Raw genomic sequence first — 18186 nt, 5'->3', positions numbered from 1 at the left:
TTACAAGCGAGTGCGCTCTTGCGCGAGTTGATACAGGCGGTTCCACAGCAGCCGGTTGAAGCCGACCACGAACAGCGCCATCACGACTATGCCCAGCGCAATGCGCGGGAAGTCGCCGCGCGCGGTGGTCTCGGCGATATAGCTGCCGAGCCCGGTGGCAACGATGGTGCGGTCGCCCCAGGTCACGTACTCAGACACGATGCTGGCGTTCCACGAGCCGCCGGCGGCCGTCACCAGCCCGGTCAGCAGGCTCGGGAACACCGCGGGGATCAGGAAGCGCTTCCACAGCAGCCAGCCACGCAGGCCGAGATTGCGCGCGGCGAGCTTCAGTTCGGTGGGAATGCCCGACGCCCCCGCGACCACGTTGAACAGGATGTACCACTGCGTGCCGAAGATCAGCAGCGGGCTCAGCCAGATCTCCGGGTTCAGCCCGAAGCGCACGATCAGCATCACCGCCAGCGGGAACATCAGGTTGGCCGGGAAGGCGGCCAGGAACTGCGCAATCGGCTGGGCAATGCGCGCCAGTTCCGGGTTCAGGCCGATGCGGATGCCGATCGGCACCCACACCAGCGCCGCCAGCGCGATCAGCACCACCACGCGCACCATCGTGATCGTGCCGAGCCACAGCACATGGCCGACTTCGGCCCAGCCCACCTCGCTGTGCACGAAGTAGCCCACGCGCAGCAACGCGGCCAATGCCACCAGCACGATCACGGCGTCGCGCACGCGGCAGAACCACAGCGCGCGCCGCGGATTGTCCGGCTGTGCCGGGGCCTGCCCGCGGCGCGCGCCCCACGCCAGCGTGCGCCCGGCCAGCGCCGCCGTCTGTGCCAGCACTGCACCCACCCACGCCGAGCGGCGCAGCAGGTCCAGCAGCCACGACTGCGGCAGCTTGTCCTGCGCCAGGGTCTCGAAGCGGAAGCGGTCGGCCCATGCCACCAGCGGGCGGAACAGCAGCTGGTCGTACAGCAGGATGCCCGCCAGCATCGCCAGGATGGCCCAGCCGATCGCGGCCAGGTCCTGCTGCTGGATCGCCAGCGCGATATAGGAGCCGATCCCAGGCAGGCGGATGTCGTGGCCCGATACCGAGATCGCCTCGGACGCCACCACGAAGAACCAGCCGCCGGACATCGACATCATCATGTTCCACAGCAGCCCCGGCATGGCGAACGGCACTTCCAGGCGCCAGAAGCGCTGCCACGGCGACAGCCGGAACATGGCCGCCGCTTCCAGCAAATCGCCCGGGATGGTGCGGAACGACTGGTACAGGCTGAACGCCATGTTCCACGCCTGCGAGGTGAAGATGGCGAAGATGGCCGCGCACTCCACCCCTGCGATATTGCCGGGAAAGAGGGCGATAAAGCCGGTCACGGTGATCGACAGGAAGCCCAGCACGGGTATCGACTGCAGGATGTCCAGCGCCGGCACCAGCACCTTCTCCGCTGTGCGGCTCTTTGACGCCAGCGCGGCAAACGCCAGCGAGAACAGCAGCGACGCCGCCAGCGCCGCCAGCATGCGGATGCTGGTGCGCATCAGGTAGTAGGGCAGGTAGGCCACGTCCAGGTGCACCGCCAGCTGCTGGTCGGGCTGGAACGGGGCGTTCATCTGCTGCGCGGCGAACGCGATCATCACGATCACGGCCAGGATGATCGGCAGCAGGGCCAGGTCGAAGCGGTTGGGCGGGGCGCGCAGCAGCTGGCTGTCAAAGCCAGGGGCGGGCGGGGCCGCGCGGCGGTCGGCGGGTGGCATCATGGGCGCTTCTCGGGCTGTATCGAGCTTGGATGGCAAGGCTTGTGGCCCAGCCCTGATTCGCGGCCCCGGTGGACAATGGCAAAGCCCGCATGCCGCCGGCTTCACGCCGGGCGGCGCGCATCCCTTTGTAACGCCCGGCATGGCGGTCTAGTTTACTTGGTGTGGATGACAGATCGCGCACGCTGCAGGCGTGCGCCCAAAGGGAAAAGCCATGAAGAAGGAAACCTGGCGCCTGGTCGCGCATGGGCGCGTGCAAGGCGTGGGCTACCGCGCCGCCTGCGCCGACGCGGCGGACGACCTTGAGCTTGGCGGCTGGGTGCGCAACCGGCTCGACGGCACCGTCGAGGTGATGGCGCACGGCACGGTCAGGCAGCTCGAAGCCCTGCAGGCGTGGATGGAACAGGGCCCGCCGGCCGCGCAGGTGACGCTGGTCGAGGTCGGGCCTGGGGAAGGGGAGTTTGCCGGTTTCGAATTCCGGCCGACGATCTGACGGACTAGGCCGCGGTCCAGTCGACCGGCGTGCGGCCGTTCGCTTCCAGCCAGCGGTTGGCCTCGCGGAAGTGCCCGCAGCCCAGGAAGCCCCGGTGCGCCGACAGCGGCGACGGATGCGGCGCTTCCAGCACGCAGTGGCCGGCGCCCAGCAACGGCTTCTTGGCCTGCGCGTGGCTGCCCCACAGCATGAACACAAGACTCGGGCGGCTGGCGGCGAGGTTCTGGATCAGGCAATCGGTGACGGCTTCCCAGCCTCGCCGCGCATGGCTGGCGGCCTGGCCCTGTTCCACCGTCAGCACGGTGTTGAGCAGCAGCACGCCCTGGCGCGCCCAGCCTTCCAGGTTGCCGGAGGTGCGCGGCGCGCCGTTGCCGTTGGCGCCGAACTCGGCGGCGATTTCCTTGAAGATGTTGCGCAGGCTGGGTGGCACCTTGATGCCTTCCGGCACCGAGAACGCCAGCCCGTGCGCCTGCGGCAGCTCAACGCCGCCGACCGTGCCGGTGCCGTGGTAGGGGTCCTGGCCCAGGATCACCACCTTGACCGCGTCGGGCGGGGTCAGGTGCAGCGCGTGGAAGACATGGTGCGGGAATACCGGCTTGCCGGCGGCACGTTCGCCGTCGACAAAGGCGGCCAGGTCCTGCCACGCCGGCACGCGGATGCACGGATCCATCAAGGTGCGCCAGGCGGCGGGCAGGGCGTCGGCCTGGGCCTGCAGGCTGGCGGCAGGGGACGGTTCGCCGGGGGCGCGGGGGGCTTCGGCGGCGAAGAGATCGGCTTGCATGCGTGAGGAAAGCTCGGCGGGAAAACCGCGATTATGAGGCCTTGCCTTCGGCGATTCCCGCCAGGCGGTAGCCGCGGGCGGCTTTGCTGAGGTCCGAGGGTGCCAGCGCGGCAACGGTGGCCAGCCGCGCGGCAAAGGCGCGCAGGGCATCGGCCGCGTGCGCGGCGTCGCCATCGAGCCATTCCAGTTCGAGTTCCTGGATGGGTTCCTGCGCGGCGCTGGCCGGCGCGGTGATGGTGCCGGTGTCGAGCGCGGCCTCGATGCGGGCGCCGTCCTGCGTGACCAGCCAGGTGCGGCGGACGAAGTCGGTGCGGAACACCGGTGCCAGCCGGCCGATCAGTGGCGCGAGCACGGTTTGCGCTTCCGCGGGAAAGGTTTGCAGCTCGATGGCCTCGCCGGCGATCTCTGTCTCCCATTCATGGCGCGTGGCCAGGCCGCCCTGGCTGCTGCCGGCGGTCTTCAGCGTCTGCAGCCATTGCGCGCCTTTGCGGCGCAGCCGCAGCGCGGCGCGCGCCTGTGCCAGGTCGCATTCCGGGGTATCGAGGTAGACGTTGAGCAGCGTGGCTTCGCCCTGCGGGGCGCCGTTGGCGTCGAGCCAGGCGGCCAGCGGGGCCAGGGCGTCGTCGGGGATGGCCAGCTTGAGTTCGATTTCCTGGGCCATGGCTCAGGCAAACAGCCGTGCCAGCTCCACCCCTGGATCCGGTGCACGCATAAACGCCTCACCCACCAGGAACGCATGCACGTTGGCATCGCGCATGCGCTTTACGTCCGCCTGGCCGAGGATGCCGGACTCGGTCACCACCAGCTTGTCGGCCGGCATATGCGGCAGCAGGTCCAGCGTGTTGTCCAGCGACACCTCGAAGGTGCGCAGGTTGCGGTTGTTCACGCCGAGCAGCGGAGTCTTCAGGCGCAGCGCCGCGTCGAGCTCGTCGTCGCCGTGCACTTCCACCAGCACATCCATGCCGAGCTCAAGCGCACAGGCTTCCAGTTCGGCCATCAGGCCCGGGTCCAGCGCGGCGACGATCAGCAGGATGCAGTCGGCGCCCCAGGTGCGCGCTTCATAGACCTGGTACAGGTCGACCATGAAGTCCTTGCGCAGGGCCGGCAGCGGACAGGCGCTACGGGCGCGCTTCAGGTAGTCGGCGTGTCCCTGGAAGAAGTTCACGTCGGTCAGCACCGACAGGCAGGCGGCGCCATGGCTGGCGTAGCTTTCGGCAATGGCCTCGGGCACGAAGCGCTCGCGCAGCACGCCCTTGGACGGCGATGCCTTCTTGACCTCGGCGATCACGCCGGCCTGGCCGGCGGCGATCTTCTCGCGCAGCGCGCGCTCAAAGCCGCGCGGTGCCAGGCCCGGCTCAGTGCGCAGGCTTTCGGCCTCGGCGCGCAGGCTGGGCAGGTCGCGCTTCTTGCGCGCGGCGGCGACTTCGTCGGCCTTTACGGCCAGGATCTTTTGCAGGATGTCGGACATATTCGCGTCTCTTACTTGAACTGCTGGGTGGCGCGCACGAACTGGTCGAGCTTCTCGTGCGCCGTGCCGCTAGCAATCGCCTCGCGCGCGCGGCGGATACCGTCTTCGACGGAGTCGGCCACGTTGGCGGCGTACAGCGCGGTGCCGGCGTTCAGCGAGACGATCTCGCGCGGCGTGCCCGGTACGTTGGTCAGCGCTTCAAGCAGCATTTCCTTCGACTCCGTCGCATCGGCCACCTTCAGGCCGCGGTTGGAGATCATCTGCAGGCCGAAGTCCTCGGGGTGGATCTCATATTCGCGCACCTCGCCGTCCTTCAGTTCGCCCACCAGCGTGGCGGCGCCCAGCGAGACCTCGTCCATGCCGTCCTTGCCGTACACCACGATGGCGTGCTTGGCGCCCAGGCGCTGCATCACGCGCACCTGGATGCCGACCAGGTCGGGGTGGAACACGCCCATCAGGATGTTGGGCGCATCGGCCGGGTTGGTCAGCGGGCCCAGGATATTGAAGATGGTGCGCACGCCCATCTCCTTGCGGATCGGCGCGACGTTCTTCATCGCCGGGTGGTGCGTGGGCGCGAACATGAAGCCGATGCCGGTCTCTTCGATGCACTGGCCGACCTGCTCGGGCGTCAGCATGATGTTCACGCCCAGCGCTTCCAGCACGTCCGCGCTGCCCGACTTGGAACTGACGCCGCGGTTGCCATGCTTGGCGATCCTGGCGCCGGCGGCGGCGGCGACGAACATCGATGCGGTCGAGATATTGAAGGTGTGCGAGCCGTCGCCGCCGGTGCCGACGATATCGACGAAGTTCTCGCGATCGGCCACCGGCACCTTGTTGGCGAACTCGCGCATCACCTGCGCGGCGGCGGAGATCTCGCCGATGGTTTCCTTCTTGACGCGCAGGCCGGTCAGGATCGCGGCGGCCATCACCGGCGAGATCTGCCCCTGCATGATCTGCCGCATCAGGTGCAGCATCTCGTCATGGAAGATTTCGCGGTGCTCGATGCAGCGCGTCAGGGCTTCTTGCGGCGTGATCATGGCGTTCTCGTTGACAGTCTGGATGGCGTGGTGCGGGCTGGAAGGTGCGGAATCGAGCAGTCTCATCGCGGCGCCTTGACGAAGTTGGCCAGCAGCGCATGGCCATGCTCGGACAGGATCGACTCGGGATGGAACTGCACGCCTTCAACGGCGAGCGTCTTGTGGCGCACGCCCATGATCTCGCCGTCCGGGGTCCAGGCGGTGATCTCCAGGCAATCGGGCAGGGTTTCGCGCTCGATCGCCAGTGAATGATAGCGCGTCACGTCGAAGTGCCTGGGCAGTCCGGCGAACACGCCTTGCTGGGTGGTCTCGATGGTGCTGACCTTGCCGTGCATCACCTGCTTGGCGCGGATCACCTTGCCGCCAAAGGCCTCGCCGATGGCCTGGTGGCCCAGGCACACGCCCAGCAGCGGGATCTTGCCGGCAAAGTGCTGCAGCGCCGCCACCGAGATGCCGGCTTCCTTCGGGCTGCACGGCCCGGGCGAGACGCAGATGTGGTCGGGCTTGAGCGCCTCGATCTCCTCGATGGTGATCTCGTCGTTGCGGTAGGTGCGCACGTCTTCGCCCAGTTCGCCGAAATACTGGACCAGGTTATAGGTGAACGAATCGTAGTTGTCGATCATCAGCAGCATGGCGTCTGTCTCCTGTTCTCTCAGATGTCGGAGTCCAGGCCATCCTGGACCTGCTCGGCGGCGCGGATCACGGCGCGCGCCTTGGCTTCGGTTTCCCTCCATTCGGCTTCGGGATCCGAGTCGGCAACGATGCCGGCGGCGGCCTGCACGTAGAGGTTGCCGTCCTTGACGATGCCGGTGCGGATCGCGATCGCCAGGTCCATCTCGCCGCCGAACGACAGGTAGCCCACCGCGCCGCCATAGATGCCACGCTTGCGCGGTTCCAGCTCGTCGATGATCTCCATCGCATGGACCTTGGGCGCGCCCGACAGCGTGCCGGCCGGGAAGGTCGCGCGCAGCACGTCCAGGTTGCTGATGCCCTCGCGCAGCGTGCCTTCGACCGAGCTGACGATGTGCTGCACGTGCGAGTACTTCTCGATCACCATCTTGTCGGTGACCTTGACCGAGCCAGTCTCGGCGATGCGGCCGATATCGTTGCGCGCCAGGTCGATCAGCATCACGTGCTCGGCGATCTCCTTCGGATCCTGCAGCAGCTCGGTGGCCAGCTGGGCGTCCTTCTCCGGCGTATTGCCGCGCGGGCGCGTGCCGGCCAGCGGGCGGATGGTGACGATGTGTTCGCTGCGCATGTCGCCGTTGGTGCCGACCTTGCGCTCTTCCTGGCGCACCAGGATCTCCGGCGAGGCGCCCACCACCTGGAAGTCGCCGAAGTTGTAGAAGTACATGTACGGCGACGGGTTCAGCGAACGCAGCGCGCGGTACAGCGACAGCGGCGCGTCGCGGTAAGGCTTGACCAGGCGCTGGCCGATCTGCACCTGCATCATGTCGCCGGCCATGATGTATTCCTTGGCCTTGTGCACCGCGGCCAGGTAGTCGGCCTTGGCGAATTCGCGGTAGACCTCGGTCTGCACCGACGGGCTGGTGACCGGCACGTCCACCGGCTGGCGCAGCTTCATGCGCAGCTCGCGCAGGCGCTGGCGCGCGCGCGAATAGGCTTCCGGCGTGGTCGGGTCGGCGTAGACGATCAGGTAGAGCTTGCCCGACAGGTTGTCGATGACGGCCAGTTCCTCGCACAGCAGCAGCTGGATGTCCGGCAGGTTCAGGTCATCGGGCTTGTGCGTGTCGGCGAGCTTCTTCTCGATATAGCGCACCGCGTCATAGCCGAAGTAGCCGGCCAGGCCGCCGCAGAAGCGCGGCAGCCCCGGGCGCAGCGCCACCTTGAAGCGCTGTTCGAACTCGGCGATGAAGTCGAGCGGGTTGCCTTCGTGGGTTTCCACCACCTTGCCGTCGGTCACCACCTCGGTGCGGTTGCCGAAGGCGCGCAGCAGGGTGCGGGCATGCAGGCCGATAAACGAAAAGCGCCCGAAGCGCTCGCCGCCCACCACCGATTCCAGCAGGAAGGTGTTGACGCCGCGCGTCTGCGACTGGGCCAGCTTCAGGTACAGCGACAGCGGCGTTTCCAGGTCGGCAAAGGCCTCGGCGATCAGCGGGATGCGGTTGTAGCCCTGGTCGGCCAGCGATTTGAATTCCAGTTCGGTCATGTCGGTCCTCTTGTGCGGCGCGCGCTGCGCGGTGGAGGGGCGCGGCGCCGCTTATCGGCAATCAGGCTGGAGCGAATGGATACCCGCCCCGTTGGCGGGCCGTGGTGCAAGCGGCTTGCGGACAAGACTGCACACGGCCGGGGAAGGGCGTGCGGCGCGTTCTTGAGCTAAACGTAGCACACGAATATGGCGGCTACGCTGGCTTGCGGCGGGTTTTGGTGGGAATGCCCGGCAGCTAGGCCGGTGTGGCGAGGCCCTCGGGTCGAGGGCTCGTCAGCAGACTCGCGAACGCACTTTACGCCTGTTGGGAGGCGCGCCAGCGACGCCAGGGCCAAGCCTGCCGATCACTGCCAGAAGAGATGCGTTTGCGGTTGAGAAACATGAAATGTTTGGGATTTGGTCGGGATCGACGAAATTCGGACTATCGATGACCTGCCCAGTGTGCTGCAAACAGCGCTGCGGCGTGGGCAATGGAGTCGACTATACCATCGGCGTCAACGCCTTGTACAGGGTTGCCATGGTTGTAGCCATAGGGCACCAGCAGCACGCCCATGCCGGCCGCGCGGGCCGCCTGCGCGTCGTTTTCCGAGTCGCCCAGCGCCGCCATTGCCGACGGCTCCAGACCGAAGGCGTCGGCCACTTTCAGCAGCGGGAAGGGGTCGGGCTTGCGCAGCGGGAAGGCGTCGCCACCGTAGACCAACTCGAAGTACTGGGCGAGGCCGGTCTTGGCCAGCAGCGGCTCGGTGAAGCTGTAGGGCTTGTTGGTCACGCAGGCCAGGCGCAGCCCGGCCGCCTTCATCGCCGCCAGGCCTTCGCGCACGCCGGGGTAGACCTGCGAGAACTGGCCGTTGATGCGGATGTACTCGCGGTCGTACAGCGCATAGGCGTCGGCGAACAGGCTGTTGGCGTGCAGTGGCGAGAAGCGCGCGTCCAGCACGCGCCGGATCAGGTTTTCCGAGCCCTTGCCGACATAGCTGACGATCTCCGCCTCCGACATCGGCGCTGCCGGCCCCAGGTTGGGGTGCTGGCGGCCCAGCGCCAGCAGCATGGCGTTGATCGAGGCGTGGAAGTCGCCCGCGGTGTCGACCATGGTGCCGTCGAGGTCGACGATCACGCCTTCGATGCCGCGCCAGTCGTTGCGGCGCAGGAACACGCCCTCGGTCATTGCCCGGCCTTGGCCAGTTCGCCGCGCAGCGCCGAGATGATGCCGCGGTAGCCGCCGTCCGCATCCGGCTTGCCGAACACGGCCGAGCCCGCCACGAAGGTGTCGGCGCCGGCCGCCGCGATCTCGGCGATGTTGTCGACCTTCACGCCGCCGTCCACTTCCAGCAGGATGGTGCGGCCGGTGCGGGCGGTGTACTCATCGATGCGCTGGCGCACGGCGCGCAGCTTGTTGAGCGTCTCGGGGATGAACGACTGGCCGCCGAAGCCCGGGTTGACCGACATCAGCAGGATCACGTCCAGGCGGTCCATCACGTGGTCCAGGTGGTGCAGCGGCGTGGCCGGGTTGAACACCAGGCCGGCCTGGCAGCCGTGGTCGCGGATCAGCGCGAGCGAGCGGTCCACGTGCTCGCTGGCTTCCGGGTGGAAGGTGATGATATTGGCGCCCGCCTTGGCAAAGTCCGGGATGATCCGGTCCACCGGGCGCACCATCAGGTGCACGTCGATCGGCGCGGTCACGTGCGGGCGGATCGCCTCGCACACCAGCGGGCCCACGGTCAGGTTGGGCACGTAATGGTTGTCCATCACGTCGAAGTGGATCCAGTCGGCGCCGGCCTCGGTCACGCGGCGCACTTCCTCGCCCAGGCGGGCAAAGTCGGCGGACAGGATGGACGGGGCGATGCGGTAGGTGGGCGTGCTCATGTCGGCGGCTAGCATGTGGGGTGCTGGGGAATGCTGTTTGCGTCTCCGGCGCGCCCAGGGGCGGGCGCCAGAGGGGATCAGGCGGGGGCGTCCGGCACGGCCCGGCCCTGAAAGGGCTATATTCTACCGCTGCCCCGGCGCGCGGTGATCTTGCCGGTGCTCTTGCCCGTGCCGCGGCCATCCCGCACAATGCGGCTACCCACTTCCCTGCCTGGCGCCTCAAGCCGGCCCTGCCCACGATGAGCGAGTACGCTTTCTCCGTCTCGGTACGCACCCAGTACCTGCCGGACCAGTCAGAACCTGAGCGCGGGCGCCATGCCTTCGCCTACACCATCACCATCCACAATACCGGCGAGGTGGCGGCGCAGCTGATCTCGCGCCACTGGGTCATCACCGACAGCGACAACGGCACGCAGGAAGTGGCGGGCCTGGGCGTGGTCGGCCACCAGCCGCTGCTCAAGCCGGGCGAGCATTTCGAATACACCAGCTGGGCCACCATCTCGACCCCGGTGGGCTCGATGAAGGGCGAATACTTCTGCGTGGCCGAGGACGGCCACCGCTTCGAGGTGCCGATCCCTGAATTCGCGCTGGTGCTGCCGCGCATGCTGCACTGACCCTGCCGGGAACCTATTGGCGCGATGCGCTGTCCTGATCCTGCGGCGGCGCTTCAGCGGCGCCCTGCGCCGGCTGGCGCGACGGATGCCCGGACGGGGCGCGCGTGGGACGCGGGTTCTTTTTCGCCGTGCCCATGGTCCAGACCACGATAAAGATCAGCAGGAACAGCGCCACGCCGGCTTCCAGGGCGAACAGCAGCATGGGATGGGCTTCGAAGAACTTGCTCATGGCGGATGCGGCGCAGGCCCACGGGGGCGCAGGCGGTGGTTGAAGGATGACGGTGGGATTGTAGGGGCAATCGGCCCCGCAAGCTGCGCCGGCCCGGACTTTGAACAATAGCAAGATGGCATACGCAGACTCTTTCCCGATTTCCCGGATTTCCCCGGTTTCCCCCTGGCGCTCGCTGCGCATGCGCGGCTGGCTGGCGCTGTCCGGCGCGGCCGTGCTGCTGGCCGGCTGCATGAGCGGCCCGCCGCCGCGCATCGAGACCGGCCCGGCCGGCACCACGCCGCCGACGGCCTCGTCGCAGAAGGGCAGTCTGCAGGCCGCCAGCTGGACCGAAATCGGCGGTTGGGCCCAGGACGACGTGCGCGCCGCCTGGCCCGCGCTGCAGGCCAGTTGCCAGGCGCTGAAGAAGCGCGCCGAGTGGAGCCGCGCCTGTGCCGCCGGCATGATGGTCGATGCCGGCAACCTCAACGCCATGCGCGCCTATTTCGAAAGCAACTTCCAGCCGTACCGCGTGGTCAACGGCGATGGCACTGACTACGGCCTGATCACCGGCTACTACGAACCGATCCTGCACGGCTCGCGCACGCGCCAGGGCAAGTTCCAGGTGCCGCTGTACCGCAAGCCGGCACAGTTCGGCAACCGCCCGCTGCCGGCCCGCGCCGAGCTGCTGCAGAACCCGGCCATGCGCGGCAGCGAGCTGGTCTGGGTGGATGACGCGGTCGAGGCCGCCTTCCTGCAGATCCAGGGCTCGGGCCGCATCCGCATGGCCGATGGCAGCATCATGCGGGTGGGCTTCGGCGGCACCAACGACCAGCCGTTCCGCTCGTTCGGCAAATGGCTGCTGGACCGCGGCGAGATCACGCCGGCACAGGCCACCATGCAGGGCATCAAGGCGTGGGCGCGCGCCAACCCGGGCCGCGTCGACGAGATGCTCAACATCAACCCGCGCTTTGTCTTCTTCCGCGAGCTGCCGGCCAACAACGACGGCCCGGTGGGCGCGCTGGGCGTGCCGCTGACCGCGGAGCGCTCGATCGCGGTCGACCCGGCCACCATCCCGCTGGGGGTGCCGGTATTCCTGTCGACCACGCGCCCGCTGTCGACCGAGCCGATCCAGCGGCTGATGTTCGCGCAGGACACCGGCAGCGCCATCAAGGGCGGGGTGCGCGCGGACTTCTTCTGGGGTGCGGGCGATGCCGCCGGCGAGACCGCGGGCCGCATGAAGCAGGGCGGCCGCATGTGGGTGCTGATGCCGCGCAGCTGACCTCGGCAACGCAAAAAGGGCGCCATCGCGGCGCCCTTTCTTGATGGTGGACGGCCCTCAGCGCGGGCGCTGGTCGACGATCCGCCGCGCCTTGCCCACCGAGCGCTCGACGCCGCCCTCGGGCAGCACCTCGATGCCGGCGGTGACGCCGATATAGGCCTTGATCTCCTGCGCCAGCCGCGCGCGCGCGCCCAGCGCCAGCGCCGGCTCGCTGCCGTGGGCGCATTCCACGCGCACGGTCAGCGTGTCCATGTGGCCGTCCTTGGTCAGCACGCACTGGTAGTGCGGCGCCAGCTCGGCGTGCTTGAGGATCAGTTCCTCGATCTGCGACGGGAACACGTTGACCCCGCGCACGATCATCATGTCGTCGGTGCGGCCGGTGATCTTCTCCATGCGGCGGAATGCCGGGCGCGCCGTGCCGGGCAGCAGCCTGGTCAGGTCGCGGGTGCGGTAGCGCACCACAGGCATCGCCTCCTTGGTCAGCGAGGTGAACACCAGCTCGCCGAACTCCCCGTCGGGCAGCACTGCGCCGGTGTCGGGATCGATGATCTCGGGGTAGAAATGGTCTTCCCAGATGGTCGGCCCGTCCTTGGTCTCGGCGCACTCATTGGCCACGCCCGGGCCCATCACCTCTGACAGGCCATAGATATCGACTGCCGAGATGCCCATGCGCTTCTCGATCGCCAGCCGCATTTCCGGTGTCCACGGCTCCGCGCCGAAGATGCCCACGCGCAGCGAGCTGCCGGCCGGGTCGATGCCCTGGCGCTCGAACTCGTCGGCGATCGCCAGCATATAGCTGGGCGTCACCATGATGACCTCGGGCTTGAAGTCCTGGATCAGCTGCACCTGGCGCTCGGTCTGGCCGCCGCCGAAGGGGATCGCGGTCAGGCCGGCCTTTTCCACGCCGTAGTGCGCGCCCAGGCCGCCGGTGAAGAGGCCGTAGCCGTAGCTGATGTGCACCTTGTCGCCGCGCCGCGCGCCCGAGGCGCGGATCGAGCGCGCCATCACCGTGGCCCAGTTGTCGATGTCCTGGAGCGTGTAGCCGACCACGGTGGGCTTGCCGGTGGTGCCGGACGAGGCGTGGATGCGCGCCACGCGGTCCTGCGGTACGGCGAACATGCCGAACGGGTAGTTGTCGCGCAGGTCCTGCTTGCTGGTGAACGGGAAGCGCGCCAGGTCGGCCAGCGAATGCAGCTGGTCGGGGTGGACCCCGGCTTCGTCGAACTTGCGGCGGTACACCGGCGAATTGGCGTAGGCGTGGTTGAGCGACCATCTCAGCCGCTCCAGCTGCAAGGCCTGCAGCTCGGCGCGGCTGGCGGTCTCGATCGCATCCAGGGGCAGATCGGTCAGGCGCGTGCTCATGTCGTCTCCTGCACGGGGGCGTTTATCTTAAGTATCTTGCCGGATTTGCTCAGGTGCCTTCCGTCCCTTCCGGCGGCGGCACCACATGTCCCCTGATCTGCGCCGACTTGCCGCGGAACATCGCCACCACCTGGCCCGCGGCGTTGGTCACGCGGATATCGTAGATGCCGTGCCGGCCGGACAGGACCTGCTCGGTGGCCTCGGCGGTCAGCACGTCGCCGCCGTGCACGGGCTTGAGGAACTCGATGCTGCAACCTGCGGCCACAGTGTTGATGTTATGGCTGTTGCAGGCAAAAGCGAAGGTCGAATCGGCCAGCGTGAACATCAGGCCGCCGTGGCAGATGCCGTGGCCGTTGAGGAATTCCTTGCGCACCGGCATGGTCAGCCGGGCATAGCCGGGACGCACGGCCTCGACCGTGATGCCCAGCCAGCGGCTGCAGGTGTCGGCTTCATACATGGCGGCGGCGGCCGCTTCGGCGAGGGCCTGGGGGTCCTGTTTCAAGCTGGTCTCCTATATAGAGTGGCGGGAAGGCCCGCGCGGCTTACTTGCCGGTGAAGTGCGGTGCGCGCTTTTCGAGGAAGGCGTTGACGCCCTCCGCATAGTCGGCGGACTGGCCGAGTTCGCGCTGCAGGTCACGCTCCAGGTCCAGCTGGGCGTCCAGCGTGGCGGTGGCGCTGGCATGCATGGCGCGCTTGATCGCGGCCAGCGCGCGGGTCGGCTGCCCGGCCAGGTGCGTGGCCAGCGCCAGCGCCTGTTCCGGCAGCAGCGGGTCGTCCATGGTCTCCCAGACCAGGCCCCATTTCTCGGCCTCTTCGGCGCTCAGCCGCTCGCCGGTCATGGCCAGGCCCAGCGCGCGCGCCATGCCGATGCGCTTCGGCAGCAGCCAGGTGCCGCCCGAATCCGGCACCAGTCCGATCTTGACGAAGGCCTGGATAAAGCTGGCCGAGCGCGCCGCCAGCACCATGTCGCAGGCCAGCGCCAGGTTGGCGCCGGCACCGGCCGCGGTGCCGTTGACCGCGGCCACCACCGGCAGCGGCAGGGCCTGCAGCCGGCGGATCAGCGGGTTGAACCAGGTATCGATCAGCTCGCCCAGGTCGGTCATGTGCCCGGGCGTGAAATCCAGGTCGGCCAGGTCCTGGCCGGCGCAGAAGCCGCGGCCCGCCCCGGTCAGCAGCAGGGCGCGCGCGCCGCCGGCCTCGACATGGTCGAGCGCCTGCTGCAGCGCCTGGTGCATCGCGCGGGTGAAGCTGTTGAGCTTGTCGGGGCGGTTCAGGGTGATCACGGCAACCGGGCCCTGCCATTGCAGCAAGACCGGGCCGGCGTCGATGCTGACCGGCTGGCCAGCGGAGGTGGACATCGGGGGCATTGGGTTGTCTCCTGCCGGATATTTTGTCGCGGTCGGCGCGGGCGGCTGTTGTCGACGGCGCCTCTTAAATAAACCGACCAGTCGGTCGGCAAATGTTAGCACTATTTTTGGCTGCCGGTTGGGACGTGGCTTCCGATGCCGGCAGGGTCCGCAATGCCGGGCACGGGCGTCGCTCTATAATCGCGCTGCCAACAACAATCTGAAACCTGCCGGCCGACATCTCTGTGCGGATCCCGGCATGCTCGCCTATTCGCATTGGAATTCCTATGAAGAAGATCGCTGCATTACTCCTGATTTCGTCCGTGGCGCTGTTTGCGGCATGCGGCAAGAAAGAAGCGGCCCCCGCTGCCGGCGCCGACACGGCCACCAAGATCATTGTCGGCCTGGACGACAACTTCCCGCCCATGGGTTTTCGCGATAACAACAACGAGCTGGTCGGCTTCGATATCGACATGGCCAAGGAGGCCAGCCGCCGTCTCGGCATGACGGTCGAGTTCAAGCCTATCGACTGGAGCGCCAAGGAGGCGGAACTCAACGGCAAGCGCGTGGATGTGCTGTGGAACGGGCTGACCATCACCGAAGAGCGCAAGAAGAACATCAGCTTCACCGCGCCCTATATGACCAACCACCAGATCGTCATCGTCGGTGCCAGCTCGCCGGTGAAAGCCAAGGCCGACCTGGCCGGCCGCATCGTCGGCGCGCAGGACGGCAGCAGCGCGGTGGATGCGATCAAGAAGGAAAGCCAGGTCGCCGCCAGCCTGAAGGAACTCAAGACCTTCGGCGATAACGTGACGGCGCTGATGGACCTGTCGACCGGCCGCCTCGACGCAATTGTGGTGGATGAAGTGGTGGGCCGCTACCTGATCAGCAAGCGTGCCGGCGAATACAAGGTGCTGGAGGAAAACTTCGGCACGGAAGAATATGGCGTCGGTGTGCGCAAGGATGACGCCGAGCTGCTCGGCAAGCTCGACAAGACCCTGGCCTCGATGAAGCAGGATGGCACGGCAGCCCGCATCGCCACCCAGTGGTTCGGCACTGACATCACCAAGTAATCCAGACGCTGCGTGAGGCCCTGCGCCGTTCAGGCAGGGCGCCGCGCCATGTCCGGATCCCGGGCGCCGTCCCGGCGCCCGGGATCCCACCTCCTTCTGTTTCGCGCGAGCATGGACTACGTCTTATCTCTTCTGGCGCCATTGGCGCAGGGCGCGCAAGTCACGCTCACACTATTCGCCATCACGCTCGCCCTGTCGGTGCCGCTGGGGCTTGCGCTGGCGCTGGCACGCATCTCGTCATGGCCGTGGCTGAGCGGCCTGGTCAATGGCTATATCTGGCTGATGCGCGGCACGCCGCTGATGCTGCAGATGCTGTTTATTTATTTCGCACTGCCGTTCGTGCCCGTCATCGGCGTGCGCCTGCCTGACTTTCCCGCGGCGGTGGTGGCTTTCGCCCTGAACTACGCGGCCTATTTCGCGGAAATCTTCCGCGCCGGGATCAAGTCGGTCGATCGCGGCCAGTATGAGGCCAGCAAGGCGCTGGGCATGACCTATTTCCAGACCATGCGGCGGGTCGTGCTGCCGCAGATGGTCAGCCGGGTGTTGCCGCCGGTCAGCAATGAAACCATTACGCTGATCAAGGACACGTCCCTGATCTACGTGCTGGCCCTCAACGATATTCTTCGCACCGCGCGCGGCATCGTGCAGCGTGATTTCACCACCACGCCTTTCCTGGTCGCCGCGCTCTTCTATCTGGTGATGACGCTGATTCTGACCTGGTTCTTCCAGAATCTCGAAAAACGCTATGCCAAACATGATGACTAGCCCGACCGGCGCCAATTCCCACAATGCGCCCGGCATCATGATCGCGGCGCGGGATCTGTTCAAATCGTTCGGGTCACTGGAGGTCTTGCGCGGTGTCTCCCTGACCTTGCACAAGGGGGATGTCACCGCAGTGATCGGGCCCTCGGGCTCGGGCAAGAGTACCTTGCTGCGCTGCCTGAATCATCTTGAGGTGATTGACCGCGGCACCCTTGAAATCGAAGGCGAGGCGCTGACGGCCGCCGGCCCTGACGGCACAGCCAGATATGTGCCGGACGCGGAAGTGCGGCGCATCTGCCGGAAGATGGGCATGGTGTTCCAGTCGTTCAACCTGTTTCCGCATATGACGGTGCTGCAGAACATCATCGAAGCCCCCATGACCGTCAAGGGACTGGCGCGCGACGCGGTGGTGCCCAAGGCCGAAGAGCTGTTGCGCAAGGTCGGCCTGCTGGCCAAGCGGGACAGCTACCCGGCGCGCCTGTCCGGCGGCCAGAAGCAGCGGGTGGCGATTGCGCGGGCGCTGGCCATGGAGCCCGACATCATGCTGTTCGACGAGCCGACCTCGGCGCTGGACCCGGAACTGACCGGGGAGGTGCTGCGCACCATGCGGCAACTGGCCGAAGAACATATGACCATGCTGGTCGTCACGCATGAGATGGGGTTTGCGCGGGAAGTGGCAAACCACGTCGTGTTCATGGATGAGGGCAGGATTCTTGAGGAAGGGCCGCCTGAGGAAGTGTTCGGGGCACCAGCTCACGCGCGCACCCGCGAATTCCTGGCGCATATGCTCTAGGCGGCGCCGGCGCCGCCACGCCGCAACCGGTGGCAGAATAGCCCGCAGCCGGTGGCGACGGTGCCATCCGCCTGCAAATACATAGGAGAAGACATGCCGTACGAAAACATCCTGGTCGAAACCCGTGGCCGTGTTGGCCTGGTCACGCTGAACCGTCCGAAGGCCCTGAACGCGCTCAATGACGCGCTGATGGACGAGCTTGGCGCCGCGCTGACCGCCTTCGACCAGGATGAGGGCATCGGCGCCATCGTCATTACCGGCAGCGAGCGCGCCTTTGCCGCCGGCGCCGATATCGGCATGATGGCCAAGTATTCCTTCATGGATGTGTACAAGGGCGATTACATCACGCGCAACTGGGAAACCATCCGCAAGATCCGCAAGCCGGTGATTGCCGGCGTGGCCGGCTATGCGCTGGGCGGCGGCTGCGAACTGGCGATGATGTGCGACATCATCATCGCGGCGGATTCGGCCAAGTTCGGCCAGCCCGAGGTGAAGCTGGGCACCATGCCCGGCGCCGGCGGCACCCAGCGCCTGCCGCGCGCGGTGTCCAAGGCCAAGGCCATGGACCTGTGCCTGACCTCGCGCATGATGGACGCCGCCGAAGCCGAGCGCTCGGGCCTGGTATCGCGCGTGGTACCGGCCGACAAGCTGCTGGACGAAGTGCTGGCGGCTGCCGAAACCATCGCCGGGTTCTCGCTGCCGGTGGTCATGATGATCAAGGAGTCGGTCAACGCCGCCTACGAGACCACGCTGGCCGAAGGCGTGCACTTCGAGCGCCGGCTGTTCCATGCCACCTTCGCCAGCGAAGACCAGAAGGAAGGCATGGCGGCTTTCGTCGAGAAGCGCAGCCCGAATTTCCAGCATCGCTGAGGCCGGGATCAGGGAATACCCGAGGGCAGTGCGGGGGTATTATGTTTCTCCCGCACTCGTCTTTCCGGGATTTCCTTTTCCGCTCAACGGCTTACGACATAATGCCCGGAACCCATAGCGGATCGTTGTGACAAAGTTGTTGCAAGGTGCACGAATCCGGCCTACTATTCGCCCCCTCGCAACACACAACGCAGCGCTGCAAAGCAGACGGGGCGCGGGTTGCAGGGTCGACCGGATCGGTTGGCGCAGCGAAGTTGGCGCGCTGGCCGCAGCAAAAAAAGATGCTGAAACGGTTGACGAAACGAGGAAAGCTCT

General features: G+C 67.0%; 21 protein-coding genes. 7 read left to right on the top strand and 14 right to left on the bottom strand.

The genetic code is table 11. The annotated features are described in order from the left end of the window. Positions 1-1752 (bottom strand): ABC transporter permease, encoded by a 1752-nt coding sequence (locus AC3WLF_RS22735; protein WP_492321455.1) that lies wholly within the window; start codon positions 1750-1752, stop codon positions 1-3. Between the two features lie 211 nt (positions 1753-1963). Here AC3WLF_RS22735 and AC3WLF_RS22730 point away from each other — a divergent pair, with 211 nt between their 5' ends. Further along, on the top strand, positions 1964-2242 hold the full coding sequence (locus AC3WLF_RS22730; RefSeq protein ID WP_010809896.1) for an acylphosphatase: 279 nt from the start codon (positions 1964-1966) through the stop codon (positions 2240-2242). 4 nt (positions 2243-2246) lie between these two features. On the opposite strand, the gene AC3WLF_RS22725 is transcribed toward AC3WLF_RS22730, so the two are convergent. From AC3WLF_RS22725 to rpe, 8 genes are all read right to left on the bottom strand, one after another. Beyond that, positions 2247-3023, bottom strand: coding sequence for a uracil-DNA glycosylase (locus tag AC3WLF_RS22725; protein WP_492321454.1), 777 nt, complete (start codon positions 3021-3023; stop codon positions 2247-2249). Positions 3024-3054: 31 nt separating this feature from the next. Further along, complete coding sequence (locus AC3WLF_RS22720; RefSeq protein WP_492357543.1) at positions 3055-3684, bottom strand: CYTH domain-containing protein; 630 nt, start codon at positions 3682-3684, stop codon at positions 3055-3057. A gap of 3 nt (positions 3685-3687) precedes the next feature. After that, positions 3688-4491 (bottom strand): indole-3-glycerol phosphate synthase TrpC, encoded by an 804-nt coding sequence (trpC, locus tag AC3WLF_RS22715; protein WP_492358871.1) that lies wholly within the window; start codon positions 4489-4491, stop codon positions 3688-3690. 11 nt (positions 4492-4502) lie between these two features. Further along, positions 4503-5528 (bottom strand): anthranilate phosphoribosyltransferase, encoded by a 1026-nt coding sequence (gene trpD, locus AC3WLF_RS22710; RefSeq protein ID WP_492353337.1) that lies wholly within the window; start codon positions 5526-5528, stop codon positions 4503-4505. Positions 5529-5590: 62 nt separating this feature from the next. Further along, a complete protein-coding gene (locus AC3WLF_RS22705) occupies positions 5591-6160 on the bottom strand; it encodes an aminodeoxychorismate/anthranilate synthase component II (protein WP_010809901.1) in 570 nt (189 codons plus the stop codon). Positions 6161-6180: 20 nt separating this feature from the next. Then, complete coding sequence (gene trpE / locus AC3WLF_RS22700) at positions 6181-7698, bottom strand: anthranilate synthase component I (RefSeq protein ID WP_010809902.1); 1518 nt, start codon at positions 7696-7698, stop codon at positions 6181-6183. Positions 7699-8119: 421 nt separating this feature from the next. Continuing rightward, positions 8120-8863 (bottom strand): phosphoglycolate phosphatase, encoded by a 744-nt coding sequence (gph, locus tag AC3WLF_RS22695; RefSeq protein WP_492321451.1) that lies wholly within the window; start codon positions 8861-8863, stop codon positions 8120-8122. Further along, on the bottom strand, positions 8860-9561 hold the full coding sequence (gene rpe, locus AC3WLF_RS22690) for a ribulose-phosphate 3-epimerase (protein ID WP_010809904.1): 702 nt from the start codon (positions 9559-9561) through the stop codon (positions 8860-8862). The genes gph and rpe overlap by 4 nt, the downstream gene beginning before the upstream one ends. A 239-nt stretch (positions 9562-9800) precedes the next feature. Between rpe and apaG the strand changes: the two genes are divergently transcribed. Next, positions 9801-10175 carry a Co2+/Mg2+ efflux protein ApaG gene (apaG, locus tag AC3WLF_RS22685; RefSeq protein ID WP_010809905.1) on the top strand — a complete coding sequence of 125 codons (375 nt, stop codon included), beginning with the start codon at positions 9801-9803 and terminating at the stop codon, positions 10173-10175. Positions 10176-10188: 13 nt separating this feature from the next. Here the strand turns inward: apaG and AC3WLF_RS22680 are convergent, their stop codons facing one another. Further along, a complete protein-coding gene (locus AC3WLF_RS22680; protein WP_439671014.1) occupies positions 10189-10404 on the bottom strand; it encodes a hypothetical protein in 216 nt (71 codons plus the stop codon). Between the two features lie 115 nt (positions 10405-10519). Here AC3WLF_RS22680 and mltA point away from each other — a divergent pair, with 115 nt between their 5' ends. Next, entirely contained in the window at positions 10520-11665 is a 1146-nt protein-coding gene (mltA, locus tag AC3WLF_RS22675; protein ID WP_492321450.1) for a murein transglycosylase A, read from the top strand. Positions 11666-11722: 57 nt separating this feature from the next. Here mltA and paaK read toward each other — a convergent pair whose 3' ends face one another. The 3 genes from paaK to paaG are packed head-to-tail and all read right to left on the bottom strand — an operon-like array spanning position 11723 to position 14394. After that, positions 11723-13027 carry a phenylacetate--CoA ligase PaaK gene (paaK, locus tag AC3WLF_RS22670; protein ID WP_492321449.1) on the bottom strand — a complete coding sequence of 435 codons (1305 nt, stop codon included), beginning with the start codon at positions 13025-13027 and terminating at the stop codon, positions 11723-11725. 49 nt (positions 13028-13076) lie between these two features. After that, positions 13077-13529, bottom strand: coding sequence for a hydroxyphenylacetyl-CoA thioesterase PaaI (gene paaI / locus AC3WLF_RS22665; protein WP_010809909.1), 453 nt, complete (start codon positions 13527-13529; stop codon positions 13077-13079). 40 nt (positions 13530-13569) lie between these two features. After that, positions 13570-14394, bottom strand: coding sequence for a 2-(1,2-epoxy-1,2-dihydrophenyl)acetyl-CoA isomerase PaaG (gene paaG / locus AC3WLF_RS22660; protein WP_052181647.1), 825 nt, complete (start codon positions 14392-14394; stop codon positions 13570-13572). A gap of 266 nt (positions 14395-14660) precedes the next feature. Here paaG and AC3WLF_RS22655 point away from each other — a divergent pair, with 266 nt between their 5' ends. The 4 genes from AC3WLF_RS22655 to AC3WLF_RS22640 all read left to right on the top strand — a co-directional run bounded on the left by AC3WLF_RS22655 (position 14661) and on the right by AC3WLF_RS22640 (position 17871). Next, positions 14661-15446: an amino acid ABC transporter substrate-binding protein gene (locus tag AC3WLF_RS22655; RefSeq protein WP_035819783.1), complete on the top strand. Its 786-nt coding sequence runs from the start codon at positions 14661-14663 to the stop codon at positions 15444-15446. A gap of 111 nt (positions 15447-15557) precedes the next feature. Next, positions 15558-16211 carry an amino acid ABC transporter permease gene (locus AC3WLF_RS22650; RefSeq protein WP_010809912.1) on the top strand — a complete coding sequence of 218 codons (654 nt, stop codon included), beginning with the start codon at positions 15558-15560 and terminating at the stop codon, positions 16209-16211. 37 nt (positions 16212-16248) lie between these two features. Next, the gene (locus AC3WLF_RS22645; RefSeq protein ID WP_492321488.1) at positions 16249-17001 is read left to right on the top strand and encodes an amino acid ABC transporter ATP-binding protein; all 753 of its coding nucleotides are present in this window, start codon (positions 16249-16251) and stop codon (positions 16999-17001) included. Between the two features lie 93 nt (positions 17002-17094). Further along, complete coding sequence (locus tag AC3WLF_RS22640; protein ID WP_010809914.1) at positions 17095-17871, top strand: enoyl-CoA hydratase; 777 nt, start codon at positions 17095-17097, stop codon at positions 17869-17871. Between the two features lie 91 nt (positions 17872-17962). Here the strand turns inward: AC3WLF_RS22640 and AC3WLF_RS22635 are convergent. Beyond that, positions 17963-18186 (bottom strand): hypothetical protein (locus AC3WLF_RS22635; protein ID WP_492358870.1); only part of this gene is annotated, 224 nt, incomplete at its 5' end.

Source organism: Cupriavidus sp. FW306-01-F10A (assembly GCF_058782785.1).
Note: the sequence above shows the minus strand (reverse complement) of the source record. Positions and strands in the feature narration are given on the sequence as shown.